Source organism: Pseudomonas chlororaphis, assembly GCA_001023535.1.
Lineage (GTDB): Bacteria > Pseudomonadota > Gammaproteobacteria > Pseudomonadales > Pseudomonadaceae > Aquipseudomonas > Aquipseudomonas chlororaphis_E.
Map to the genome: position 1 here is coordinate 3,291,878 of CP011020.1, position 24,617 is coordinate 3,316,494.

General features: G+C 62.5%; 20 protein-coding genes and 1 tRNA gene. 7 read left to right on the top strand and 14 right to left on the bottom strand.

The window, feature by feature from the left end; all coding sequences use genetic code 11:
* Positions 1-121 precede the first annotated feature (121 nt).
* Entirely contained in the window at positions 122-943 is an 822-nt protein-coding gene (locus VM99_14595; GenBank protein AKJ99239.1) for a chloroperoxidase, read from the bottom strand.
* A gap of 257 nt (positions 944-1,200) precedes the next feature.
* Between VM99_14595 and VM99_14600 the strand changes: the two genes are divergently transcribed.
* Entirely contained in the window at positions 1,201-4,008 is a 2,808-nt protein-coding gene (locus tag VM99_14600) for a transcriptional regulator (GenBank protein ID AKJ99240.1), read from the top strand.
* On the opposite strand, the gene VM99_14605 is transcribed toward VM99_14600, so the two are convergent.
* Complete coding sequence (locus VM99_14605; GenBank protein AKJ99241.1) at positions 3,955-5,421, bottom strand: transcriptional regulator; 1,467 nt, start codon at positions 5,419-5,421, stop codon at positions 3,955-3,957. The two genes, VM99_14600 and VM99_14605, sit on opposite strands and share 54 nt — an antisense overlap.
* Positions 5,422-5,604: 183 nt before the next feature.
* Complete coding sequence (locus tag VM99_14610; protein AKJ99242.1) at positions 5,605-6,555, bottom strand: AraC family transcriptional regulator; 951 nt, start codon at positions 6,553-6,555, stop codon at positions 5,605-5,607.
* A gap of 230 nt (positions 6,556-6,785) precedes the next feature.
* Between VM99_14610 and VM99_14615 the strand changes: the two genes are divergently transcribed.
* Positions 6,786-7,508 (top strand): quercetin 2,3-dioxygenase, encoded by a 723-nt coding sequence (locus tag VM99_14615; GenBank protein AKJ99243.1) that lies wholly within the window; start codon positions 6,786-6,788, stop codon positions 7,506-7,508.
* Between the two features lie 115 nt (positions 7,509-7,623).
* Here VM99_14615 and VM99_14620 read toward each other — a convergent pair whose 3' ends face one another.
* On the bottom strand, positions 7,624-8,652 hold the full coding sequence (locus tag VM99_14620; GenBank protein ID AKJ99244.1) for an AraC family transcriptional regulator: 1,029 nt from the start codon (positions 8,650-8,652) through the stop codon (positions 7,624-7,626).
* A 286-nt stretch (positions 8,653-8,938) separates the two neighbouring features.
* Between VM99_14620 and VM99_14625 the strand changes: the two genes are divergently transcribed.
* Positions 8,939-10,882, top strand: coding sequence for a chemotaxis protein (locus VM99_14625; GenBank protein ID AKJ99245.1), 1,944 nt, complete (start codon positions 8,939-8,941; stop codon positions 10,880-10,882).
* A gap of 170 nt (positions 10,883-11,052) precedes the next feature.
* On the opposite strand, the gene VM99_14630 is transcribed toward VM99_14625, so the two are convergent.
* The gene (locus VM99_14630) at positions 11,053-11,955 is read right to left on the bottom strand and encodes a glycine/betaine ABC transporter substrate-binding protein (GenBank protein ID AKJ99246.1); all 903 of its coding nucleotides are present in this window, start codon (positions 11,953-11,955) and stop codon (positions 11,053-11,055) included.
* Between the two features lie 191 nt (positions 11,956-12,146).
* Here VM99_14630 and VM99_14635 point away from each other — a divergent pair, with 191 nt between their 5' ends.
* Complete coding sequence (locus VM99_14635) at positions 12,147-14,183, top strand: N-methylproline demethylase (protein ID AKJ99247.1); 2,037 nt, start codon at positions 12,147-12,149, stop codon at positions 14,181-14,183.
* 48 nt (positions 14,184-14,231) lie between these two features.
* Here VM99_14635 and VM99_14640 read toward each other — a convergent pair whose 3' ends face one another.
* The gene (locus tag VM99_14640) at positions 14,232-15,017 is read right to left on the bottom strand and encodes a pyrroline-5-carboxylate reductase (GenBank protein ID AKJ99248.1); all 786 of its coding nucleotides are present in this window, start codon (positions 15,015-15,017) and stop codon (positions 14,232-14,234) included.
* Positions 15,007-15,714 (bottom strand): TetR family transcriptional regulator, encoded by a 708-nt coding sequence (locus VM99_14645; protein ID AKJ99249.1) that lies wholly within the window; start codon positions 15,712-15,714, stop codon positions 15,007-15,009. The genes VM99_14640 and VM99_14645 overlap by 11 nt, the downstream gene beginning before the upstream one ends.
* Positions 15,715-15,890: 176 nt before the next feature.
* Between VM99_14645 and VM99_14650 the strand changes: the two genes are divergently transcribed.
* From VM99_14650 to VM99_14660, 3 genes are all read left to right on the top strand, one after another.
* Positions 15,891-16,829 (top strand): LysR family transcriptional regulator, encoded by a 939-nt coding sequence (locus tag VM99_14650; protein ID AKJ99250.1) that lies wholly within the window; start codon positions 15,891-15,893, stop codon positions 16,827-16,829.
* Positions 16,830-16,966: 137 nt separating this feature from the next.
* A complete protein-coding gene (locus VM99_14655) occupies positions 16,967-18,223 on the top strand; it encodes a (Fe-S)-binding protein (protein ID AKJ99251.1) in 1,257 nt (418 codons plus the stop codon).
* 9 nt (positions 18,224-18,232) lie between these two features.
* Positions 18,233-19,369, top strand: coding sequence for a ferredoxin (locus tag VM99_14660; protein ID AKK01762.1), 1,137 nt, complete (start codon positions 18,233-18,235; stop codon positions 19,367-19,369).
* A gap of 313 nt (positions 19,370-19,682) precedes the next feature.
* On the opposite strand, the gene VM99_14665 is transcribed toward VM99_14660, so the two are convergent.
* The 7 genes from VM99_14665 to VM99_14695 form a co-directional block, all read right to left on the bottom strand.
* A tRNA-Pro gene (locus tag VM99_14665) sits at positions 19,683-19,759 on the bottom strand.
* A 91-nt stretch (positions 19,760-19,850) separates the two neighbouring features.
* Positions 19,851-20,207 carry a MerR family transcriptional regulator gene (locus VM99_14670; protein ID AKJ99252.1) on the bottom strand — a complete coding sequence of 119 codons (357 nt, stop codon included), beginning with the start codon at positions 20,205-20,207 and terminating at the stop codon, positions 19,851-19,853.
* Positions 20,188-20,490, bottom strand: coding sequence for an integration host factor subunit alpha (gene ihfA, locus VM99_14675; protein ID AKJ99253.1), 303 nt, complete (start codon positions 20,488-20,490; stop codon positions 20,188-20,190). Before ihfA ends, VM99_14670 begins: the two co-directional genes overlap by 20 nt.
* A 3-nt stretch (positions 20,491-20,493) precedes the next feature.
* Positions 20,494-22,872, bottom strand: coding sequence for a phenylalanyl-tRNA synthetase (locus tag VM99_14680; protein AKJ99254.1), 2,379 nt, complete (start codon positions 22,870-22,872; stop codon positions 20,494-20,496).
* A 36-nt stretch (positions 22,873-22,908) separates the two neighbouring features.
* The gene (locus VM99_14685; protein AKJ99255.1) at positions 22,909-23,925 is read right to left on the bottom strand and encodes a phenylalanyl-tRNA synthetase; all 1,017 of its coding nucleotides are present in this window, start codon (positions 23,923-23,925) and stop codon (positions 22,909-22,911) included.
* 109 nt (positions 23,926-24,034) lie between these two features.
* A complete protein-coding gene (gene rplT, locus VM99_14690) occupies positions 24,035-24,391 on the bottom strand; it encodes a 50S ribosomal protein L20 (protein AKJ99256.1) in 357 nt (118 codons plus the stop codon).
* Between the two features lie 30 nt (positions 24,392-24,421).
* Complete coding sequence (locus VM99_14695) at positions 24,422-24,616, bottom strand: 50S ribosomal protein L35 (protein ID AKJ99257.1); 195 nt, start codon at positions 24,614-24,616, stop codon at positions 24,422-24,424.
* Position 24,617: the final 1 nt, after the last annotated feature.

The window sequence follows — 24,617 nt, forward strand, 5'->3', positions numbered from 1 at the left end:
AGCTTGCTCGCGAAGGCGTACCGACCTTCAACATCCTCGTCGACTGACCCTGCGCTTTCGCGAGCAAGCTCGCTCCCACATTAGGTTTTGTGGCTTGCCCCAAGCATCAGGGCAGCCCCCTTCAGCCCCGGATAAACGCCAGCAAATCAGCGTTCAGTCGGTCCTTGTGGGTATCGGTCAGGCCATGGGGTGCGCCGGGGTAGACCAGCAACTGAGCGTTCTTGAGCAGCTTGGCGGCGGCGATGCCGGCGGCTTCGATCGGCACCACCTGATCGTCGTCGCCATGCACCACCAGGGTCGGCACGTCGATGCCGCGCAGGTCGTCGGAAAGGTCGGTTTCCGAGAACGCCTTGATGCAGTCATAGGTGTTCTTGTGCCCGGCGAGCATGCCTTGCATCCAGAACCAGTCGATCATGCCCTGGGAGACTTTGGCGCCCGGACGGTTGGCGCCAAAAAACGCGCTGGCCACATCCTTGTATAGCTGAGAACGGTCGGCCAGGGAGGCCTGGCGGAAGCCGTCGAACACCTCGATGGGCAAGCCGCCCGGGTTGGACGCGGTCTTGAGCATCAGCGGGGTCACCGCCGAGATCAGGCCGAGCTTGGCGACGCGCGCGGCACCGTGGCGACCGATGTAGCGCGTCACTTCGCCACCGCCGGTGGAGAAGCCCAGCAACACCGCGTCCTTCAGGTCCAGTCGCTCGATCAGCTCGGCCAGGTCGTCAGCGTAGGTGTTCATGTCGTTGCCGTCCCAAGGCTGGCTGGAGCGCCCGTGCCCACGGCGGTCGTGAGCGATCACCCGGTAGCCGTTGGAAGCCAGGAACATCATCTGCGCTTCCCAACTGTCCGAGTTCAATGGCCAGCCGTGGCTGAACACCACCGGTTGTCCACTGCCCCAATCCTTGTAGTAGAGCTCGGTGCCGTCGCGGGTGATGAAGGTACTCATGCCATGATTCCTTGAGGTGAGTGAATGGCTTCATGGTCTGGTCAGCAGGGGTGTGAGCGTGAGTTAAACGTTGTTAATTTTTTGTCGGAGCAAGACCATCCCGCGATGAGGGTGTGACGTTTCCTGGGGGCCGAAGCGGCTTCATCACGAGCAAGCTTTTGCGCCTGCAAGGCTCTAAACCGTTGCACTTGCCGACAAACCTGAGGAACATGCTCGGGTATACCCGCCCTGCACCGGGACAGAATATCGAGCGCATGATGAGTCAATCCCCCAGCCTGCCCGTCGACCAGACGGTGCATTTCGGCCCTTACCGGGTCCACCCTCGACAGCGCCTGGTGATGGAAGCCGGGCAACCGTTGCGCCTGGGACGACGGGCGGTGGATATCCTGCTGGTACTGCTCGAACACGCCGGGCAGGTGGTGAGCAAACAACAACTGATCGCCCGCGTCTGGCCCAAGAGCGTTGTCGAAGACACCAACCTGCGGGTGCACGTCGCGGCGCTGCGCAAGGCCTTGGGCGACGGCCAGGCTGGCCAGCGCTACATCATCACCGTGGCGCAGCGCGGCTACAGCTTCGTGGCCCCCGTGTCATTGGCCCCTCTCGAACCATCGGCGCCCACGCCCCACCCTTCCCTGGCGCACAACCTGCCGCTGCGGCACACGCGAATGATCGGACGCCACGCCCTGCTGGAAAACCTGGTGGCGCAACTGCCGCGCAAACGCTTCATCACCCTGGTGGGCACCGGCGGCATCGGCAAGACCACCGTTGCCCTGCGGGTCGCCGAACGGCTGATCGGCCGCTACCGTGATGGCACCTACCTGCTGGACCTGGCCCCACTGAACGACCCGGCCATGATCGCGCCCAACCTGGCGGCGCTGCTGGACCTGCCGTTGCAGGACGGCGACCCGCTGGAGACCATCACCCGGCAACTCAAGGAACGGCACCTGCTGCTGGTCATCGACAACTGCGAACACCTGATCGACGCCGTCGCCCAGCTCAGCGAAACCTTGCTGCGCGGCGCCCCGCACTTGCACATCCTCGCCACCAGCCGCGAAGACCTGCGTGCCGAAGGCGAACACGTCCAGCGCCTGGACGCCCTGGCGTTCCCACCGCCGGAAATGCCCATCGAAGGCTTCCCGGCCCTGGCGTACCCGGCCCTGCAGTTGTTTGCCGAGCGCGCGATGGCCAGCCGCGACGACTTCGAGCTGACCGACGCCGACGTGCCGCTGGTGGTGGACATCTGCCGGCGGCTGGACGGCATTCCCCTGGCCATCGAACTGGCCGCCGCGCAGATCAGCCGCTTCACCGTGCAACAGCTGCACCGGCAACTGCTGGACAGCCTGGCCTTGCTTCACAACAGCGGCGATGCCGCCCCCCGCCAGCAGACCTTGCGCGCCACGCTGGACTGGAGCTTCGCCCTGCTCACCCCTTGCGAGCAAACCTGCCTGCGACGGCTGGCGGTGTTCATGGGCAGTTTCAACCTGGTCTCGGCGGCGGCGGTGATCGTCGGCCAGCAGGTGGCGCCCGAACAGGTGCTGGTGTCCGTCAGCCAGTTGGTGGCCAAGTCATTGCTCAACGTCGAGATCGGCGACGAAGAAGTGCGCTACCGCCTGCTGGACACCACGCGCAGTTATGCCCTGGAAAAACTCACCGATGCCGCAGAACTGTCCGCGAGCCGGGAACGTCACGCCGAGCGCTGCCTGACGCTGATGGAACAGGCCGAGGACGATTGGCAGACCACCCCGACGCGACTGTGGATCGGCCGTTACGCGGCCTATCGCGACGACATTCGCGCGGCGCTCGACTGGGGGTTGGGCGCGCAGGGTGTGCGGGCCGTGGCGATCCGCCTGACCGCCCGAACCTTGCCGCTCTGGCAGGAGTTGTCCTTGCTCAAGGAGCATGGCCTCTACGTCAGCAAGGCGCTGGCCTTGCTGCGGGCCACGCCCACGCCATGTCCGAAGCTGACCCTTGCCCTGGAACTGGCGCACGGCAGCTACCGTTACCACACCGAAGGCGGCACCCCGGCCACCATCAATGCCTTCATCACGGCGCGCCGGCTGGCCCGGCAAAGCCAGGACCTGGCCGGCGAATTGCGGGCGGTGTCCGGCCACATGGCGGTCAACCTCAGTTGCGGCAATTACCGCCAGGCGCTGGAGCAGAGCCAGGATTTCGACCGGCTGGGGCCTCAGGGCGACCCGATCCTGTCCCTCAGCGCCCAGCGCCTGCGTGTCCTGGCGCTGCACTTCGCCGGGAACCAGGCCGTGGCCCGTCGCGACGCCGAGCAGGTGATCCAGCGCATGGCCCAGAGCGGGCATCTGAGCCGTTTCACCCACGGTTTCGGCGTGCAGTACGACCAGAGCGTGGCATCGCTGACCATTCTGGCGCGCATCCTGTGGCTACAGGGCTTCGCCGAGAAAGCCCAGCGGACCGCCGACCTGGCGTTGCAGATTGCCTTGCAGATCAACCATGGCACCTCGATCTGCTACACCCTGGCGCTGGCCAGTTGCGTGATCGCCCGCTACAACGGCGATCACGCAACCGCCCAGGACAGGCTCGACCTGTTGCAGCACCAGACGAAAAAGCACTTCGTGATGTTCTTCCACGACTGGGCCCGGCATTACGTCCGCGCTTTCGATAACCCGCCGCCGGACATCGACTCGACCAGCGCCCGATTGGTCCAGGACATCGTCACCACCCTGCGCGCCGATTGCGTCACCCCGGCACAACTGGAACGCGCCCACAGCGGCGCGGCGGGCTGGTGTGCGGCGGAGATCCTTCGGGCCGACGCGCAAACCCTGCTGGCACGCAACGACCCCGCGCTGGAGGCGCGTGCCGAAGAACAATTGCTCAAATCACTGGCGGTGGCCCGGCGAGACAACGCCCTGGCCTGGGAACTGCGCAGCGCCACGACCCTGGCGCGGCTGTGGCAACGTCGGGGCCAGGACCTGGACGCACACGGGTTGCTCGGCCCGGTCTATCGGCGTTTCACCGAAGGCTTCGACACCCCCGACCTAATGGAGGCCGACGCGCTGCTCCAAGCCTTGTCGGGGCGGTGCGGGCCTTGAATGCAAGGGTTTGACGGCGTCCTGCAAGAGGTAGCGCCGGTGGTACAACGACCACTGGCCGCTGCGCCGGAGCTTTTCCAGGGCATAGGCGCGCGTGGTATTGAGCCAGAAAAACCGGACGCCATTGGCACAGGCCTCGACCATCACCAGGGACTGGCTGGCAAGGCGTGACAGCAACCACGGCAGTTGATCCACGCCCAGCTCCGAGCAACTGATGACCGCCATCGCCGCCTTCAGGGTAAAGGGCCGCTCAAACACCGCCAGCCGTTGGAACACCCGTTGCTCGGCGGCGCTCAGGCGTTCGAAACTCCAATCCAGCATCGCCTCCAGGCTTTGATGCCGGGCCACCGCGGTACGCCGCCCGTGGCTCAACAATGACAGCCCCTGCTCCAGTTGCTCCAGCACGCCGGCCACGCCCAGCACCCCGACCTGGGCCGCCGCGAGTTCCAGCGCCAGCGGCAAGCCGTCCAGGCGCTGGCAGATTTGCGCGATCGCCACCAGGTCGCGGTCGGTGGCGGCGAACCCTTGCTGCCGGGCGCCAACCCGTTCGATCAGCAGCTGCGTGGCCGGGCTCGCCAACAGTTGCGGCTCAAGTTCAAGGGGCGACACCCGTGCCAGGCCGGGCAACTGCACAGTGCATTCATCGACCATGTTCAAGGCTTCGCGGCTGCTCAACAGCAATGTCACACCGGGCGCCGAGGCGCCCACCCTCAGCGCCAGCTCCCGACAGGCCTGCAACAGATGCTCGCAGCCATCAAGCACCAGCAACAGGCGCCGGGCTTGCAGTTGCCGGATCAGGGCGTCGGGCGCGAGCCCCAGGGCCTGCGCCACGTGTGCCTGCAACTGGTGCGGCTCGGTGAGGGTGGCCAGGTCGACAAACCAGGCGCCGTCGGCAAAATGCTCCAGCAACAGCTCCGCCACCCGCAGCACCACGGTGGTCTTGCCGACGCCACCCGGGCCGGTCACGGTGGTCAGGCGCTGACGGGGCACGTCGGCCAGCAACCGCCCCAGCACTTTATCGCGACCGATCACCGGGCTCAGCCGGGCCGGCAGGTTGTGTCGTTCAAGGTCGGTCGTCGGGGCCAGGGAGGCGGCAAGGCAATAGCCTTGCCGGGGATCGTTGAGAATGTACTGGCAGCCGTCCTGCCCGTCGCCAAAGGCTCGGCGCAGGGCGGCGATGTGCACCCGCAGGTTGATTTCCTCGACGACGCTGTCCGGCCAGACGCGGGTCAACAAGGCTTGCTTGCTGACGTAGGCGCCGGCGTGCTCCACCAGCACCTGGAAAATGTCCAGGGCCCGCCCCCCCAACACAAGCGGTTCGCCATCGCGGGTCACCAGGCGTTGCTGGGGGTAGAAGACAAACGGACCGAAGCCCACCGCCGCTTCGGTATCGGGTGTGACGAGACTGTTCATGAGCAATCAAGCGCCGGATCACCGCGGCGGGCATGACGTCGCGAATCAACGAACGCGTCTGCCCCGGCTCCTGCACATCCTTTCCAGAGGGTGTGCCGTTATCTTGGCAGCCATCGTTTGCAGAACAATGCTGGCACAGGACGCACCACGGACATGACGATGCCCTGGACGGACATCTTCGGCTCAACTGAACTGTTGGCGGTACTGGACGGGGGTCAGGCCGAGCTTTTCACTGAACAGCGAGCGCATGTGCCGGACACTGCCGAAGCCGCTGCGAAAGGCCACGGTCTTGAGCGGCAGGTCGGTGCTTTCGAGCAACTGGCGGGCCCGGTCAATGCGCGCGCCTTGCAGGAACTCCATCGGGGTCATCTTCACTTCGCGAGCGAACAGCCGGGCGAAATGCCGCGAGCTCATGGAAGCCAGCGCCGCCATGCGCTCGATGGTGAACGGTTCCTCCAGGTGTTCCATGACATGGTTCTGCACCCGGGTAATGGCCGATTCCTGCGCCGCCACCGCGGCCACCAGCGGACTGAACTGCGCCTGGCCGCCCTGGCGCTTCATCACCACCAACAACACCTTGGCCACGTCCAGCGCCACTTTGCGGCCGTGATCCTGGGCAACGATGGACAGCGCCAGGTCGATACCGGCGGTGACGCCACCGGACGTGATCAGGCGCCGGTCCTGCAGGAAGATTTTATCGGTCTCCACCAGCGCCTTGGGGAAACGCTGGATCAGCCGCTCGGTGTAGTGCCAGTGGGTGGTGACGCGGTAACCGTCAAGCAACCCGGCCTCGCCCAGTACAAAGGCGCCGGTGCAAATCGAGCCGTAGCGCGTGGCCCGCTGCGCGGCGGCCTTCAGCCAGATGTGCAAGCCCGGGTGCCGGTCGTTGTAGGCGCCCGGCCCGCCCGGCACCAGCAACACGTCGTAGGCGGCCCACGCCTGGTCGATGTGGATGTCGGCCTGCACGGTCACGCCGTTGGAAGCGCGCATCGGGCCGCGCTCGGTGCCCAGGGTCAACAGTTGATAATGGTTATCCGCGTCGAGGTACCGATTGGCAATCGAAAACACTTCCAGCGGCCCGGCCATGTCGAGCAACAAGAAATCGGGGAACAGCACCATTGCAACGGTTTTCATCAGTAGAAACGCCAGGAAATCAGAGAGACACAGTAAACGTTCAAGCCCACGAGGTCGGTGGAGGGGCATTATGACGAAGCCAAGCGCCGGGGGCGAGCTGACTATTGTCCACTCACAAGAGACAGTATTTCGTTTTTCATCTACTTATCGAAGATTACGATAACCATTAATCTTCTTCTGAACCCGGCGAACGGCCCAGCCGCCGCCCACAGACATCAGGAGAATCCATCATGCTGACCCTTCGCAAAGCTTCGGATCGCGGCATCGCCCGCCACGGCTGGCTGACCTCGTTCCACACCTTTTCTTTCGCCAACTACCGGGACCTCAACCAACAGGGCTTCTCCGACCTGCTGGTCATCAACGATGACCGCGTCGCCGCCGCCAAAGGTTTCGGCCAGCATCCCCATCGGGACATGGAGATTTTCTCCTACGTGCTCGAAGGCGCGCTGGAACACAAGGACACCCTGGGCACAGGCTCGGTGATCCGCCCCGGCGACGTACAGTTGATGAGCGCCGGCAGCGGCGTGGCCCACAGTGAGTTCAACCACAGCGCGGACGAACGGGTGCACTTCCTGCAAATCTGGATCGTGCCCAATGTCAGCGGCGCCAAGCCACGCTACCAACAGGAGCACTTCAGCGCCGAACAGAAACGCGGTCGCCTGCAACTGATCATCTCCCCGGACGGCGCCGACGGCTCGCTCGAGGTGCGCCAGGATGCACGGGTCTATGCCGGGCTGTTCGACGGCAACGAAAGCGCCACCCTGACCTTGGCACCGGACCGTTACGCCTATGTGCACGTCGCCCGGGGCTCGGTCGAGCTCAATGGCCTGTCACTGCAGGAAGGCGACGGCGTGCGAGTCCGCGAGGAACAGGTGCTGACATTGAGCAACGGCGTGGATTCGGAAGTGCTGGTGTTCGACCTGCAACCGCGGGAACTGCCGCAAATGCCATGAGCCGCGACAGGGCTCCGGGCATGACCGAGGCAACGTTCAAGCGACCGCAATACCCCAAAAGGCGCAGGCCTCGTCCGACAAGACGAGGCCTCGGCGCATCCCCCACCCACAGCGCTTACTTGCGCGCGAACGTCGAACGGTAGCTGCCCGGCGGCACGCCGAAGAAGTCCCGGAAGCGTCGTTGGAAATGCGGCGAACTGACGAACCCCGTTGCCACGGCGATTTCCGTCACCGAGCGATTGGTCTGCTGGATGAGCTGGCGGGCGCGGGTCAGGCGCAGCTCCAGGTAGTAACGCGTCGGGGTCGCCCCGAGAAAACTGCAGAAACGCCGCTCCAGCTGGCGCTTGGAAATCTTCACGCAGGCCGCCAGCTCATCGATCGTCAGCGGCTCCTCGACGTTTTGCCACATCAATTCCAAGGCCAACTTGAGGCTTTCCGGCAGCGTTGGGTCGGTCTCGACGAACACCGGCGGCAGGTCCGACGCATCGCCCGATTCATCACAGCGCAGGATTTCCTCGATCGCGCCCACCAGCGCCTCGCCGCCCGTCTGGCGGATCAACTGGAGCATCATGCGCAACGAACTGTTGGCCCCGGCGCAGCTGACGCGTCCGCGGTCCAGGACATAGGCACGGCTGGACACCTTCACGTTGGGGAACACTTCGGCCATCATCGCCCGGCTTTCCGGGTGGACGGCGCACTCGAACCCTTCCAGCAGGCCGGCATCGGCGACAAAGAACACGCCGTTCCACAGCCCGCCCATGATCGCCCCGGCCGTGGCATTGGCGCGCAGCTTGCGGCGCAGCAACGGATGACCTTGCAGTTTCACGCGAAAACCGCCGGCGACGATCATCACGTCCTGGTTTTCCGGCATCTGTGCCAGCTCGATGTCGGTCGAGATGACAATTCCCAGGTCACTCGTCACCTGCCCACCCGAGACGCCCACCGTCAGCACCTCATAGAGGGGCTTGTCGCTCATCAGGTTAGCGGTCACCAGCGCATCGACCGCGCCGGTGAAAGACATCATCGAGAAATTGTCCATCAATACAAACGCGACGCGAATGGGCGCTTGGCTGGCCGGGGTCGCCCCCTGGGGTCGATAAGCCATGTTCTTGTTTTTAAGTACGCTCTCGAATGCGCTTGGCATAGGGCCTCGTGAATACAGAAGACGATCAGGACTTGCTTCACTTTTGCGTTCGCGCAAAGGCGGCAAGGCCATCCGCGCTATTTTCCAGCCTGGCCGCGTTCGCTGCAATCACCTTGCTGCGCGGCGCAGCGGCCGGTCCAAATTACGCTGAATGGTCTCAAGTGCCTACGACTTTGGTCGATATACCGGGTGTGGGCATGGGCGCTTTTCCCTTTCCAGAAACTCGCAACGCCAACCGCTATCGTTTCCGCCGTTCCAACATCAAAAATATTCCGCGGGAGAAGTCATGAATATCAAGCAAAAGCTGACATGGGCGTTCGCGACCATTGCCTGCCTCCCGGTTATCCTGGTGGCGGTGCTCGTCGTATTGAACCTGCGAGACGCGGCAAAGACCAACTTCCTGGACAGCAGCGGCCGCGAGATCCGCCAGATCGACAACGGGATGAAGATGTTCTTCGACGGCATCAGCCAAAACGTCGAGTTCTTCGCCAAGGATCCGCGGATTGTCTCGGCCAAGGGATTGAAGAACTATTCGAGCGCCGACGCCGCACAAATTCCCCTGACGGAAACCAACCAGCAGTTGCTGGCGATCTTCGACGGCTTCGCCAAGTCCCATCCGACCACCGCGTACCTTTCCCTGGGCCAGAATGACGGCGGCTACGCCAGCTGGCCTGACGACGCCAAGTTGTCCAACTACGACCCGCGCGTGCGCCCCTGGTACAAGGCTGCCCTGGCCTCGCCCGGCACCACCACCCGCACCGACGCCTACTATTGGGCGCCGGACGACGTGACACTGATCTGCACGGTCCACACCGTCACCGACGCCAACGGCAAGGTCATCGGCGTTGTCGGCCTGGACGTGTCGCTCAAGCAACTGACCGAACTGGTCAAGGCCATCAAGCTGGGCGACAGCGGTTACCTGATGCTGATCGAGGGCAACGGCAACGTCCTGGTGGATGCCAGTGACGCCAAGCACAACTTCAAGCCCCTCGCCGACCTCGGCCCCAACTATGCCGAACTGGCCAAGAGCGGCGACGGCGTGACCCAGATCGAGATCGACGGCGTGCCCTACATGGCCAACGTGGTCAGTTCCAAGGGCCTGGGCTGGCGCTTCATCGGCCTGATCAAGCGCGACGAAGTGATGGCCGAGGCGTCGAGCCTGACGTGGCTGATCGCAGTGATTGCCGCCGTACTGGCCGCGGTGTTCGCGGTGGTCGGGGCGAGCTTTGCCAGCGTGATCGTGCGTCCGATCCGCGGCGTGGCCAACGGCCTGCAGGAAATCGCCGAAGGTGAAGGCGACCTGACCCGTCAGCTCAGCGTGCAAGGCAAGGACGAAACCGCCACCCTGGCGAGCTGGTTCAACCAGTTCCTGGGCATGATCGCCCAGTTGGTGCAACGCATCGGCAGTGCGTCGTCCGATCTGCAGAGCGCCGCCGCCGATACCAGCGATGTCGCCCAGAACATGAACGAAGCCGCCGGGCGCCAGCGCCAGGCCGTGGAACTGGTGAGCACCGCGTTCAACGAAATGGTCGCCACCGCCAACGAAGTGGCGCGCTCGTGCAGCGAAGCCGCCTCCAGTGCCGACACCGGCTACCGTGACGTACACGACGGCCAGCATCACATCGGCGAAGCCACCGGCAGCGTGTTGAAACTGAGCGAGGACCTGCAGAAGTCGACCCAGACCATGCAGGCCCTGGAGCAGGACAGCAAGAACATCAACACCATCCTCGACACCATCCGCTCGATTGCCGAACAGACCAACCTGTTGGCCCTCAACGCCGCCATCGAAGCCGCGCGCGCCGGCGACCAGGGCCGCGGGTTTGCCGTGGTGGCCGATGAAGTACGGGCACTGGCACGGCGCACCGCCGACTCCACCGGTGAAATCGACAGCCTGCTGGGCAACCTGGCCCGACGGACCCAGGAAGTGACGCAGCAGATGCAGAGCAGCCTGCAAGTGTCGCAAACCAGTGTCGAGCGCATCCAGCAGGCCCGCGACAGTTTCGACAAGATCCGCCACTCGGTGGACTCGATTCGCGACCAGAACACCCAGATCGCCACGGCCGCCGAGGAACAGCATCAGGTGGCGGAAGACATCAACCGGCACATCGCGCAGATCCATGCCGACGCCCAGTTGGTCGAGGAATTCGCCCACTCGGCACAAACCGGTTCGGGCCGCCTGACGGACATTTCCGGGCAGCTCAAGGGGCTGGTGGGACGCTTCAAGTTCTAAGAGATGGCCCCAAGGGAGCCAGGGACGGCTCCGGGGTCAGACTGTCTAATGCATCGCCTGATCGATCAATCGTCATCAGCGACGATGCTTCTGCAAAAACTGCCAACAAAACCGGTGCCCCTCACCGTCCATCACGGGCACCGGCCCGCCCCATCACTCAACGCCGGCGATCATTGCTGGCCCGTTGTCGCGGACGCCGTCTGGTTGCCGAACATGGCTTCGAAACGCGGCTTGTTCGCGGCGTAGTACTCGGCAACCACTTTGTCAGCCGAGCTGTCGCGGGCGCTGGCCATCAACTTCTCAAGATCAGCCTGGGGAATCTTGAAATTGGCGAAAAACCGCGCGACGTCAGGGTGCTGCGCGCTGAAGCCTTTGCGGGCAACGGCGTGGATCTGCTCGGCGCCGCCAAAGATCTGCTTGGGATCATCGAGGTAGCGCAGCGACCATTTGGAGAACATCCAATGGGGGCTCCAGGCGTTGATCAGTGACCACCGGTCACGCTTGAGGTTGCGGTCCAGCTCGCTCAGCATGCCAGACTCCGAGGACGCGACCATCTTGTAGCCATCGAGCTTGTAGGCCTGGATGGCTTTCTCGGTGAGCTTGTACTGCCCATTGCCCACTTCGGAGGTGAGGATCTTGCCGCCGAGTTTCTCCCGCACCTCAGGCTTGTTGAGGTCTTCGACGCTGGCCAGCTCGCTGGTGGGAACGGACGTCGGCACCGCCATGCCGATCCGCCCTTCATACAACCAGCCCAGGTCTTCGAGCTTGTCCTGGTACTTGTCATAGAACGACTTGTGCGTGTTTGGCAGCCAGACCATCGGAATCAGGTCGATGCTGCCGTTGGCGAGTGCCTGGAACTGAATGCCGATATCGGCCAGGACCAGCTTGACCGGTTGCTTGAGATGGTCTCGCAGGGCCGTGTCTGCCAGTTTCACGGCGATTTCCGTATCCGACCAATTCACCCACCCGATCCGGATAGGCGTGGGTTCCTCGGCTTGTGCAACCAGGCAACTGGAGGCCATCGCCAGGCCGGCGAGCCAGCCGATACAGCTTCTACTGGATAACGTGATCATGGTGCGTCTCCGCGTCTGTATTAATGGTTATTGGCAGGGCAGTAGAAAAAATTTCAAGCCGATAGTAATCCCGGCCTTGGGGTTGGGCAAGGGAAATGTACACCAGTGTCACAACCGTTGACACAGGTGAACATTGCACATACCGTCATGTCAAAACCCAGCCTGATGTTCTGTTCCCGGAGCGCAACACCATGTCCAGCGATCCCTTGCTGCAGCCCTACCAGATCAAACACCTGACCCTCAGAAACCGGATCATGACCACCTCCCATGAGCCGGCTTACCCAGTCGACGGCATGCCGAAAGACCTGTATCGGGCCTATCACGTCGAACGTGCCAAGGCCGGCGTGGCATTGACCATGACCGCCGGGTCCGCCGCGGTATCGCGGGACAGCCCGCCGGTGTTCAACAACGTGCTGGCGTACAAGGACGAAGTGGTCAAATGGATGAAGGACCTGACCGACGAGTGCCACGAGCATGGCGCGGCGGTGATGATTCAACTGACCCACCTGGGGCGGCGCACACGCTGGGACAAGGCCGACTGGCTGCCGGTGGTCTCGCCCTCGCATCGCCGCGAGGCCTCGCACCGGGCCTTCCCGAAAAAGCTGGAAGACTGGGACATCGATCGCATCATCAAGGACTACGTCGACGCCGCCGAGCGCATGAAGGCGGCCGGACTCGATGGCTTGGAATTGCAGGCCTACGGTCATCTCATGGACCAGTTCTGGTCGCCCCTGACCAACGACCTCGATGGCCCCTACGGCGGTTCGTTGGAGAACCGCTTGCGCTTTACCTTCGATATCCTGCGCGGCATCCGCCAACGCTGCGGCGAAGACTTCCTGCTGGGGATTCGCTACACCGGCGATGAAGACCTGCCCGGCGGTTTCGGGGCCAGCGACGGTCTGCGGATCTCCCATATGCTCAAGGACAGCGGCCTGGTCGACTTCCTCAACGTCGTTCGCGGGCACATCGACACCGACGCCGGCCTCACCGATGTGATCCCGATCCAGGGCATGCGCAATTCCCCGCACCTGGACTTTGCCGGCGAGATCCGCTCGGCCACCGGTTTCCCGACCTTTCACGCCGCCAAGATTCCCGACGTCGCCACGGCACGCCACGCCATCGCCTCCGGCAAGGTGGACATGATCGGCATGACCCGCGCGCACATGACCGATCCGCACATCGTGCGCAAGATCATTGAAAAACGCGAAGAGGACATCCGCCCCTGCGTGGGCGCGAACTACTGCCTGGACCGCATCTACCAGGGGGGAGCGGCGTATTGCATCCACAACGCCGCCACCGGGCGCGAAACCACCATGCCCCACGAGATTTCCAAGGCGCCGCTCAAGCGCAAGGTGGTGGTGATCGGCACCGGCCCGGCAGGCCTGGAAGCGGCACGGGTGGCCGGTGAACGCGGGCATGCCGTCACGGTGTTCGAGGTGGCGGACCAACCCGGCGGGCAGGTCCGCCTGACGGCCCTCAGCGAACGCCGCCGCGAGATGATCAGCATCATCGAATGGCGCATGGCGCAATGCGAACGCTTGGGCGTCAAGTTCCACTTCAACACCTGGGCCGAGGCCGAGACGGTATTGGCCGAGGAACCGGACGTGGTGATCGTCGCCACCGGCGGCCTGCCCCACACCGAGGTGCTCAAGCACGGCAATGAACTGGTGGTGTCGACCTGGGACATCATTTGCGGCGACGTCAAACCCGGCAGGAACGTGCTGATCTTCGACGACGCGGGCGACCACGCCGCGCTGCAGGCGGCCGAAGTCATCGCCAGCAGCGGCGCGAAACTGGAGATCGTCACACCGGACCGCTCATTCGCCCCGGAAGTGATGGCGATGAACCTGGTGCCCTACATGCGCAGCCTGCAAGACCTGAACGTCACCTTTACCGTCACCTACCGGGTCGACACCGTCGAGCAACGCGATGGGCAACTGGTGGCCACCTTCGGCAGCGATTATGGCCAGGTACACAAGCAGCGCGTGGTCGATCAGGTGGTGATCAACCACGGCACCCTTCCCCTCGATGATCTGTACTTCGAATTGCGCCCTTACTCGCGCAACAACGGTGCGGTCGAGCAGCAGGATCTGATCGCCGGCAAGCCCCAGAACATCGTGACCCACCCGGAAGGCCGCTTCCAACTGTTCCGCATCGGCGATGCCGTGTCGGCACGCAATACCCACGCGGCCATCTACGATGCACTGCGCTTGCTCAAGGACATTTGAGGTCTTGCCCCCCTGTGGCGAGGGCTCTTGCCACAGGGGTTATCCGTCTCAGCCGTGAAGCCCTTTGCGAGCCACCGCCGCCCCGGCCTGCAAGGCTTGGCCGAGGTGTTCTTCGAAGCGGCTGTCGACCATTGACTGCAACGCCGCGGCCGTGACGCCTCGATAGGCCACCAAGGCCTCGATCATTTGCTGCGCGTCATGGGTTTGCAGCAGTTGGCTGCTGTTGACCACCACGTTCCTGGCGGCCAATTGCGCGATATCGGCAGGCAGGCCGGCGGCTATTGCCTGGTTGGCCAGCGCGGTCATCAGCAAGGCCGGAAAAGCCGGGCCAGTGCCCGACAGCGCAGACAGGTAATCGATGAACCCCTCCTCTCGGACCTCTGCCGCCGTGCCCACGGATTCGAACAACTGCTGCACCAGCTCTCGCGTCGCGGTGTCCACCGTCCCCGAACAGAACCAGGGCGTAAAGGATTGCCGGATTTCCACCGCCGCGTTGGGCATCGCCCGCACCACCGCCGAAGCCGAGGTCTGCGTGGCAATCGCCTGCGCGGTGATCCCGGCCATCAACGAAATGACGACCTTGCCTGTCGCATCGATGTCCAGGCTGGCGAAATGCTCGGGTCGCACGGCAATGATCACCACATCGCTGCGCGCCACCAAGGCCTGGTTGTCCGTGACCAGGCACACACCTTGCCCGGCCAGCGGATGACTGCCCGAACGGTTGGAGAGCACCAGGTTAGCGGCCGGCAGCCGCGCAGTGGCCAGCAACGCGTGGGCGATTGCCCCGCCCAGCCAGCCGGTTCCGCCGATGATGCCCAGGGTCTTACTGATCATCACCCGCCCCTTCCTCGAACGTCTCGGCCAAGGGCACGAAGACCCCCGGTTCTTTTTCGGCGTAGCCGAACTTCCCATAGAAACGATCCAGCTCGCGCTGCTTGGGCACCTTGCCGGTGAAGATGCTCACGTAATGCGGAATACGCTCGAAACGCGTGGTGATCAGCTCACGGGTGTTCATGCTGATGTAGCCGATCTGGGTCAGGTAGATCGTCCGGGCCCGGGTGTCGGCCCCCTGGCTGTCGTAGCCAAAACGCTTGAACATGCTCGCCAGCGCATTCATCCGCTGTTCATCCACGGTAGCGACTTCCTGGGCCACCTCCGCCGACTGCAGCGCCCAACTGCGCACCGCGAACTCGAATTGGGAGTCGAACAGTTGCGGGTTGAGCCAGCACTCGAACACGTTCAGGATCGCTTCGGAAATGCTCTCGGCATAACTTTCGGTCTGGCGGATCAGTCCGCCGGTGTTGGTCTCCCGCCAGCGAGAGAGCAAGGCTGCCAGCAACTGTTCGCGATCCTCGAAAAACCAGTAGAAGCTGGTCCGCGACAGACCCAGGCGCTTGGCGAGCGGCATGACCCTGACAGCGTCGATGCCCGATTCCTTCAAGGCGTCGTAGGCGGCCTCCAGCCAACCTTCCGGCGACCCGCGCCAACCGCTGTCCTGGGCCTTGCCACGCGCCTTCCCTAACTGGGACATCTCGCTTCACCTTCTTCAAAAAACCTGAACCGAATGTACCCTGCCGACCGAAAAATGTACATCTGAGTACATTTCATTGACCAAACAGTTGAGAGCAGGCAGGCTTGATCCGGTTCGTGTTCTTCGGTGCAAACCCCCCCCATGAACGCCCACAAGCCCCGCAGCGGAATGTGCCCATGCAACCCAGCGAGATGGATAAAAAGGTCAAGGGCTATCGACGGTTGATCCCGTCCATGACCGCCCTGTTGGAGTTCGAAGCCGTGGCGCGGCTTGCCAGTTTTACCCTCGCGGCCCAGGAGCTGGGTGTGACCCAGGCGGCCGTCAGCAAGCAGATCCGCCTGCTGGAAGATACGCTGGGCACCAAGCTGTTCCATCGTCTGCACCGCGCCATCAAGCTGACACACGAGGGCTATCTGCTGCATTCGGTCGTGGCCGAATCCATTCACCGCATGGCCAGCGTATTCGACAAGATTGCCGAGGGCATCGGCGAACAGGAGATCACCCTGGCCTGCACCGGGGCGTTTTCCCACATGAGGATCCTGCCTCGGTTGATGTCGCTGCGTACGCTGCAACCGCAATTGAAACTGCGCTTGATCACGCCGTTGCTTTCGACGGGCGCCTACCGGGATGACGCGGACCTGGCCATCCGCTTCGGCAACGGCAAATGGGATGACGGCCGCTCGATCTTCCTGTTCGACGAAGAGGTATTTCCCGTGTGCTCGCCCGCCTGGCTGGCGGCCCACCCGGCGCCAACGTCGATCGATGATTTCCTGGACGTGGCCCTGATCGACTCCGACGCCACCCTCGAAGGCTGGATGACCTGGAACGGCTGGTGCCGGGAACTCGGGGACATGCATCCCAAGCTGAATTATTCACTGCGGTGCAGCGCCTACAACGACGCGATCCAGGCCGCTCTCCAGGGGTACGGCATCGCGCTGGGCTGGGGCCGACTGATTGCGCACCTGCTCAACAGTGGCGAACTGGTCAGGATCACCCCCTACGTGGTCAAGCCCAAGGACGCCTACTACGTGGTCGTGCCCACCGGTCGAGAACCGGGCGCGATCACTCCCACGTTAGTTGATTGGTTACAGGACGACAGCCACCTGAAACATTGATCGACCGTAATACTTTGCTGGCATAACTGCGGGTTATGCCAAGGTGAAAATAAAGCGCGTTGACGGAAAAATACCCCGTTTCGATACTGTACTGGCCGCCCACTTAGCGACTTTTATAGTTCGAGCGAGATCCCTCAATGACCCTCAGCGCCGTGAAAACCCACCGTGAACTTCTGACTGATCGCGCAACCGGGCACGGCATGCCCGGCGGCCTGTTCGGTCGACAGGATGTCTTCGAAAACGACGTGGATATCTTCTTTACCCAGCATTGGATACTGGTCGGTGTGACCAGCGACATAGCCGAGCCCGGGGATGTCTCCACCCTCGACATCGGCAAGTCTTCGATCCTCCTGATACGCGACGATGACGAGCAGGTGCAGGCGTTTCGCAATGTCTGCCGGCATCGCGGGGCGCGCTTGAAGCCGGCGGGCAAATCCACCGTGGGTCTGTTGGTCTGCCCTTATCATCAGTGGACTTATGACCTGGACGGCAGTTTGAAACATGCCGCGCACATGGGCCAGAACTTCGACCCTACCTGCAAGCGCCTGATACCGGTTCACACCAAAGTAGTCGGCACGCATATATTCGTTTGCCTGGCTGACGAAGCGCCGGAAGATATCAGTTACCTTGACCACGTCATGTCACCGCGCTTTGCCCAATACGAACTTACTTATTCAAAGATTGCCCATGAATCGGAAATTATCGAGAACGGCAATTGGAAGTTGGTCATCGAGAATAACCGTGAGTGTTATCACTGCGCCGGTACTCATCCCGAACTGACAGCGTCGTTCCTGCCGGAAGATTTCGGCTTCTGCACCGACGGGCTCAGCGAGGACTCGCTTCAGGCGCTCGACGAATACCACCGTCGCAATGCCGACACCAAGCGCAACTGGGAGAACGAGGGCTACCTCTGCGACGCCGTCGAACACCTGGGCGAGGACGTGGTCACTCAATTCCGCTCCCAGCGCCTGGTCATCGCCGGCCATGGCGAATCCCAGACCCTCGATACCCGAGTGGCCTGCACGCGCCTGTTCGGCCACATCACCCGCCGTGACCTGGGAGACATGCACCTGTGGACGCACAACTCATGGACGCACGTCATGAGCGACCACGCCGTGATCTCCTACATCATCCCCCTGGCACCGGACAAAACCCTGGTGCGGACCAAGTGGCTGGTCCACGCGGACGCCATCGAGGGCGTGGACTACCAGTTGGATAAACTGACCGAAGTCTGGGCCGCGACCAACCTCCAGGACGCCAGCCTCGTGGGCATCACCCACAGCGGCACCCAGGACCCGGCCTACGCACCGGGACCGTTCTCGGCCTTCACCGAATCCTATGTCGATCAGTTCTCGCGCTGGTACTCGGCGCGCCTGGCCGCCCATGGCGTGTGAGCAATGGACATGACAACTTACGAAAACCTTGCCCCCCTTGAGCCTACCGACGCTGCCAGACGCTTTACCGACCCACAGACATGGGGCACGTTTGGCGCGCAATGGAACAGCGGCGAACAGAAAACCCTGGTGTGCTGCGCCGTGTACCCGGAAACCCATGACGTGAAGACGTTCGTGTTTCGCTGCGCGGACTTCAGCGCGCTGAGTTTCGAAGCGGGCCAATTCATCACGCTATCACCGGTCATCGCCGGCCAGCCCATCGCCCGCTGCTACACCGTGTCGTCGTCCCCCACTCGCCCGTTCGCGTTCGCCATCACCGTCAAGCGGGTGCCGGGTGGGCTCGTGTCGAACTGGCTGCACGACCGCCTCCAGCCCGGGGACTGCCTGCGCGCGTCCGGCCCGGCGGGGAGCTTTACCCCGGTCGGCATTCCGGCGAAGAAATGGCTCTACCTGTCGGCAGGCTCCGGCGTGACGCCCCTGATGTCGATGACCCGCACAGCCTTCGACATGGCCAGCGACCTGGACATCGTCTTCGTGCACAGCGCCCGTACGCCGACCGACATCATCTTCCACGACGAACTCCAGGGCATGCAGGCGCGCATGGCCGGCCTGCGCGTGCTGCACGTCTGCGAAAGCCCGGGCACCACCGTCGACTGGCAACACCCCATCGGCCGGCTCGATTTGCCTTTGCTCAGCCAACACGTCCCGGACTTCAGGGAACGCGAAGTGTTCACCTGCGGCCCTCAAGGCTACATGGAGGCCGTCAAATCGCTGCTCAAGGACGCGCGGTTCGATTTCGCCCACTACCACCAGGAGAGCTTCGACATCACGGTGCTGAACGCAGAGCCGGTGATCGAACAAGCGCCTTCGCTGGATCAGGCGAGCCTGTTCACGGTGACCCTGTCCCGCTCGGGAAAGACCTTCACCATGACCGGCACCCAGACCGTGCTGAGTGCGGCCAAGAAAGCCGGCGCCATCGTGCCCTCCTCTTGCAGCCAGGGCGTGTGCGGCACCTGCAAGACGGCGCTGCTCGAAGGCACGGTGGACATGAACCACAACGGCGGGATCCGCCAACGGGAAATCGACAAGGGCCTGCGCCTGCTGTGCTGCAGCAAGCCGACGTCGGACCTGGTGATCGATCTCTGACAAGCTCTTCTGGAGCCCCTGACGAGTCCTTTGCGTGGTGGACGGTGCGGTATTGATCAGCGAAGGCATGGGCTTGACGGGACGGCCGTTACCGGCGCCGGGGGGGCGGATTGTGCCGTTGGGTGGGAGGGTGCGGCGGGTGGTGATTTGAGAGGACTGAGGGGATGTAGGCACGCGCCCGACCTGTTTTGGGTTGGGCTGGATGCGGGAAACACACCGTGTGAGCACGGGGTCGCTTTGCGCAGGTTTTACGCAGGCACAAAAAAGCCGATCTAGCTGATCGGCTTAAGTGTCTGATGTTACTCAGGAATAATGGTCGGGACGGAGTGATTCGAACACTCGACCCCTAGCACCCCATGCTAGTGCGCTACCGGACTGCGCTACGCCCCGACTAGGCGTGAATCTTGTTTCGCTTCTCAGCGGAACGCTCAGGAATATATCGCAAGCTTTTGAAAACTGGAAGTATTTAAAAGCAGAAATTTTATTTCTTGAGCACCACCAGCACATCTTCAAGCTCGGCGATCATCTGGCGGATCATTTGTTTGTACTGGGTGGTGTCGTCTTTGGCCTCGTCACCCGACAAGCGCAGGCGTGCGCCGCCGATGGTGAAGCCCTGGTCATAGAGCAGCGCGCGGATCTGCCGGATCATCAGCACGTCCTGTCGCTGATAGTACCGGCGGTTTCCGCGGCGCTTGACCGGGTTGAGCTGAGGAAACTCCTGCTCCCAATAGCGCAGCACGTGCGGTTTTACCGCACACAGCTCGCTGACTTCACCGATGGTGAAGTAGCGTTTGCCTGGGATGACGGGTAGCTCGTCGTTATGACTTGGTTCCAGCATAAGCCTCAACTCGGGCCTTCAACTTCTGCCCTGGACGAAAGGTGACCACACGGCGAGCCGTGATCGGGATTTCTTCTCCCGTTTTTGGATTGCGGCCAGGCCGCTGGCGTTTGTCCCGCAGGTCAAAATTGCCGAAACCGGACAACTTGACCTGTTCGTTGTCTTCCAGAGCGTGCCTGATTTCTTCGAAAAACAGTTCAACCAGTTCTTTGGCTTCCCGTTTATTCAGGCCCAGCTCCTCATACAGACGTTCCGCCATCTCAGCTTTCGTCAGAGCCCCCATACGTCACTTCCTTAACGTGGCGTTCAACCTGGTTTCGAGCGAGGTGAGGATGTTTTGCGTTGCGGTATTCACCTCATCGTCGTTAAGAGTGCGCGATGGATGCTGCCAGGTCAAGCCGACTGCAAGGCTTTTTCTATGCGGATCAATGCCTTTACCCTGATACACGTCAAATAGCCTGAGGTCCGTCAGCCACTCGCCTGCATTTTCACGAATTACGTCCAATACAGCACTGGCCGCCACTTCGCGATCAGCCAGCAAGGCCAGGTCACGACGTACTTCAGGAAAGCGCGATAACTCCTGGAATTTCGGCATTTTCCCCAGTGCGACTTCGGCCAGGATCAGCTCGAAGACGAACACCGGCCGATCGAGGCCCAGGGTTTTCGACAGTTCAGGGTGAATGGCGCCGACATAACCGACTTCACGCCCATCCCGCTCGATGCGCGCAGTCTGCCCCGGGTGCAGGGCCGGATGCTTGCCCGGCACGAAAGTGAACGCGTCGAGCGCACCGGCGAAACCGAGGACCGCTTCCACGTCAGCCTTGACGTCGAAGAAGTCGACGCCGTCGCGACCTTGCGCCCAACCTTCCGGCAGGCGGCTGCCGCAGACGACACCGGCCAGCATCGGCTCCTGCTTCAAGCCGTCCAACTGACCGACAAAGCGCAGGCCGCTTTCGAACAGGCGCACGCGATCCTGTTGGCGGTTCAGGTTGTGCTGCAGCGACTTGACCAGACCCGGCCACAATGACGAGCGCATGGCCGCCATGTCGTTGGAGATCGGATTGGCCAGCAACAGCGGCTCGACGCCGGGACTGAACAGCTCGAATTGGCGCGGATCGATGAAGCTGTAGGTGATCGCTTCCTGGTACCCACGGGCCACCAGCAGGCGCCGCAGTTCCGGCAGGCCGCTACGGGCTTCAGCCTTGGCCTGCGGGGCCAGGCGGGCTTGCGGGTAGCGGACCGGCAGACGGTTGTAGCCGTACAGGCGGGCCAGCTCTTCGATCAGGTCGACTTCCAGGCTGATATCGAAGCGGTGGCTGGGCACCTCCACACGCCACTGCCCTGCTCCGTCGGCGCTGATGCCCAGGCCGAGGCCACTGAGCAGACGCTCGACTTCGCTGGCGTCCATGTCCATGCCCAGCATCTGGGAAATGCGCTGGGCACGCAGGGTGACCGGAGCGATCTTGGGCAGGTGCTGTTCGCTGACGGTTTCAATGATCGGGCCGGCTTCGCCGCCTGTGATCTCCAGCAGCAGGCCAGTGGCGCGCTCCATGGCTTCACGGGCCAGTTGCCAGTCCACGCCACGCTCGTAACGGTGCGAGGCATCGGTGTGCAGGCCGTAGGAACGCGCCTTGCCAGCGACCGCAATCTGGTCGAAGAACGCACTCTCAAGGAACACATCACGGGTCGTCGTGGAGACACCGCTGTGCTCGCCACCCATCACGCCGGCAATCGCCAGGGCGCGGGAATGGTCGGCAATCACCAGGGTATCGCTGCGCAGGGACACTTCCTGGCCATCCAGCAATACCAGTTTCTCGCCCTCTTCAGCCATGCGGACACGGATGCCGCCATTGATTTCGGCGAGATCGAACGCATGCAGCGGTTGACCCAGCTCCAGCATCACGTAGTTGGTGATGTCGACGGCGGCGTCGATGCTGCGCACGTCGGCGCGGCGCAGGCGCTCGACCATCCACAGCGGCGTCGGCTTGGACAGATCGACGTTACGGATCACACGACCCAGGTAACGCGGGCATGCCGAGGGAGCCAGCACTTCGACCGAACGCACTTCATCGTGCACAGCCGGCACGGGCGCGACCACCGGACGTGTCACCGCCGTGGCGTACAGCGCGCCGACTTCACGGGCCAGGCCGGCCAGGGACAGGCAGTCCCCACGGTTCGGCGTCAGGTCGACCTCGATGCTCGCATCGTCCAGGCTCAGGTATTCACGGATGTCCTGGCCGACCGGCGCATCGACTGCCAGCTCCATCAGGCCATCGTTGCCTTCGCCGATCTGCAGCTCGGCCTGGGAGCACAACATACCGTTGGACTCGACGCCGCGCAGCTTGGCTTTCTTGATCTTGAAGTCGCCCGGCAGCTCGGCACCGATCATGGCGAACGGGATCTTCAGGCCCGGGCGCACGTTTGGCGCGCCGCAGACGACCTGGAAGGTCTCCGCGCCATTGCTGACCTGGCAGACCCGCAGCTTGTCAGCGTCCGGATGCTGCTCGGTGCTCAGCACCTCGCCCACCACCACACCGCTGAACGCGCCGGCAACCGGCGCTACGCTATCGACCTCAAGGCCGGCCATCGACAGGCGAGCAACCAGCTCGTCCCGGCTAACCTGCGGGCTTACCCAGCCGCGCAGCCATTGTTCACTGAATTTCATCCTGCTCTCCTAATAGATTCGTTACGGGCCCGCGACCTAGCGAAATTGCGCAAGGAACCGCAAGTCGTTGTCGAAGAACAGGCGCAAGTCATTCACACCGTAACGCAGCATGGCCAGACGTTCGACGCCCATGCCGAAAGCAAAACCCGAGAATTCTTCCGGATCGATCCCGGACATGCGCAGCACGTTCGGATGAACCATGCCGCAACCCATGACTTCCAGCCAGCCCGTCTGCTTGCAGACACGGCAGCCTTTGCCGCTGCACATCACGCATTCCATATCGACTTCGGCGGATGGCTCGGTGAACGGGAAGTACGAAGGGCGGAAACGTACCGCCAGCTCTTTCTCGAAGAACACCCGCAGGAACTCTTCGATGGTGCCTTTGAGGTCGGCGAAATTGATGTCGCGATCCACCAGCAGGCCTTCGACCTGGTGGAACATCGGCGAGTGGGTGATATCGGAGTCGCTGCGATACACACGGCCCGGGCAGACGATGCGGATCGGCGGACGTTGCGACTCCATGGTGCGGACCTGTACCGGCGAGGTATGGGTGCGCAACAGCATGTTCGCATTGAAATAGAAGGTGTCATGCATCGACCGGGCCGGGTGGTGGCCTGGGATGTTGAGCGCTTCGAAGTTGTGGTAGTCGTCTTCGACCTCGGGGCCTTCGGCAATGCCGTAGCCGATGTGGGTGAAGAACTGCTCGATGCGTTCCAGGGTCCGGGTTACCGGATGCAGGCCGCCGGAGGTCTGGCCACGGCCAGGCAGGGTCACGTCGATGGACTCGGCGGCGAGCTTGGCAGCCAGGTCGGCCTCCTCGAACAACGCCTTGCGCGCATTGAGGACTTCTGTGACACGTTCCTTGGCGACGTTGATCAGCGCACCGACTTGCGGACGCTCTTCGGCCGGCAGGTTCCCCAGGGTCTTCATCACCTGAGTCAACTCGCCCTTCTTACCAAGGTAGTGAACCCGGATTTGCTCCAGGGCATTGATATCTTCAGCGCTTTGCACAGCCTCTAGTGCTTGAGAGACCAGCGCATCCAGGTTTTCCATGTACAGACTCCAGATACAAAATAGGGGAAGAGCTTTAAGGCTCTTCCCCTATTTATGACGTTTAACACCCAGGCCCACAGAGGTGGACCCCGGTGACTGCCGGGGGTACTTAAGCCAAGGTGGCTTTAGCTTTCTCGACAATCGCAGCAAACGCCGCTTTTTCGTTCACTGCCAGATCAGCCAGAACCTTACGGTCGATCTCGATGGACGCCTTTTTCAGGCCAGCGATCAAACGGCTGTAGGACAGACCGTTGGTACGAGCACCAGCATTGATACGAGCAATCCACAGAGCGCGGAACTGACGTTTTTTCTGACGACGGTCACGGTAGGCGTATTGGCCTGCCTTGATTACGGCTTGCTTGGCAACACGGAATACGCGGGAACGCGCACCGTAGTAGCCTTTAGCAAGTTTCATAATTTTCTTGTGACGCTTACGGGCAATGACGCCACGCTTTACACGAGCCATGAGTTACTTCCTCTATTCTTGATCCAAAAATTAACGAAGGCGCAGCATGCGCTCGACTTTTGCCACGTCAGACGGATGCAGCAAGCTGCTACCGCGCAGTTGACGCTTACGCTTGGTCGACATTTTGGTCAGGATGTGGCTCTTGAAAGCGTGCTTGTGCTTGATACCGTTAGCAGTTTTCAGAAACCGCTTAGCAGCACCACTCTTGGTTTTCATCTTTGGCATG

What these genes read in the sequence shown, in the direction of transcription:
- ihfA (AKJ99253.1), bottom strand. Translation starts at nt 20,490, where the DNA reads ATGGGGGCTCTGACGAAAGCTGAGATGGCGGAACGTCTGTATGAGGAG.
- VM99_14680 (AKJ99254.1), bottom strand. Translation starts at nt 22,872, where the DNA reads ATGAAATTCAGTGAACAATGGCTGCGCGGCTGGGTAAGCCCGCAGGTT.
- VM99_14685 (AKJ99255.1), bottom strand. Translation starts at nt 23,925, where the DNA reads ATGGAAAACCTGGATGCGCTGGTCTCTCAAGCACTAGAGGCTGTGCAA.
- rplT (AKJ99256.1), bottom strand. Translation starts at nt 24,391, where the DNA reads ATGGCTCGTGTAAAGCGTGGCGTCATTGCCCGTAAGCGTCACAAGAAA.
- VM99_14625 (AKJ99245.1), top strand. Translation starts at nt 8,939, where the DNA reads ATGAATATCAAGCAAAAGCTGACATGGGCGTTCGCGACCATTGCCTGC.
- VM99_14635 (AKJ99247.1), top strand. Translation starts at nt 12,147, where the DNA reads ATGTCCAGCGATCCCTTGCTGCAGCCCTACCAGATCAAACACCTGACC.
- VM99_14620 (AKJ99244.1), bottom strand. Translation starts at nt 8,652, where the DNA reads ATGCCAAGCGCATTCGAGAGCGTACTTAAAAACAAGAACATGGCTTAT.
- VM99_14655 (AKJ99251.1), top strand. Translation starts at nt 16,967, where the DNA reads ATGACCCTCAGCGCCGTGAAAACCCACCGTGAACTTCTGACTGATCGC.
- VM99_14640 (AKJ99248.1), bottom strand. Translation starts at nt 15,017, where the DNA reads ATGATCAGTAAGACCCTGGGCATCATCGGCGGAACCGGCTGGCTGGGC.
- VM99_14600 (AKJ99240.1), top strand. Translation starts at nt 1,201, where the DNA reads ATGAGTCAATCCCCCAGCCTGCCCGTCGACCAGACGGTGCATTTCGGC.
- VM99_14610 (AKJ99242.1), bottom strand. Translation starts at nt 6,555, where the DNA reads ATGAAAACCGTTGCAATGGTGCTGTTCCCCGATTTCTTGTTGCTCGAC.
- VM99_14650 (AKJ99250.1), top strand. Translation starts at nt 15,891, where the DNA reads ATGCAACCCAGCGAGATGGATAAAAAGGTCAAGGGCTATCGACGGTTG.
- VM99_14605 (AKJ99241.1), bottom strand. Translation starts at nt 5,421, where the DNA reads ATGAACAGTCTCGTCACACCCGATACCGAAGCGGCGGTGGGCTTCGGT.
- VM99_14630 (AKJ99246.1), bottom strand. Translation starts at nt 11,955, where the DNA reads ATGATCACGTTATCCAGTAGAAGCTGTATCGGCTGGCTCGCCGGCCTG.
- VM99_14595 (AKJ99239.1), bottom strand. Translation starts at nt 943, where the DNA reads ATGAGTACCTTCATCACCCGCGACGGCACCGAGCTCTACTACAAGGAT.
- VM99_14670 (AKJ99252.1), bottom strand. Translation starts at nt 20,207, where the DNA reads ATGCTGGAACCAAGTCATAACGACGAGCTACCCGTCATCCCAGGCAAA.
- VM99_14660 (AKK01762.1), top strand. Translation starts at nt 18,233, where the DNA reads ATGACAACTTACGAAAACCTTGCCCCCCTTGAGCCTACCGACGCTGCC.
- VM99_14695 (AKJ99257.1), bottom strand. Translation starts at nt 24,616, where the DNA reads ATGCCAAAGATGAAAACCAAGAGTGGTGCTGCTAAGCGGTTTCTGAAA.
- VM99_14615 (AKJ99243.1), top strand. Translation starts at nt 6,786, where the DNA reads ATGCTGACCCTTCGCAAAGCTTCGGATCGCGGCATCGCCCGCCACGGC.
- VM99_14645 (AKJ99249.1), bottom strand. Translation starts at nt 15,714, where the DNA reads ATGTCCCAGTTAGGGAAGGCGCGTGGCAAGGCCCAGGACAGCGGTTGG.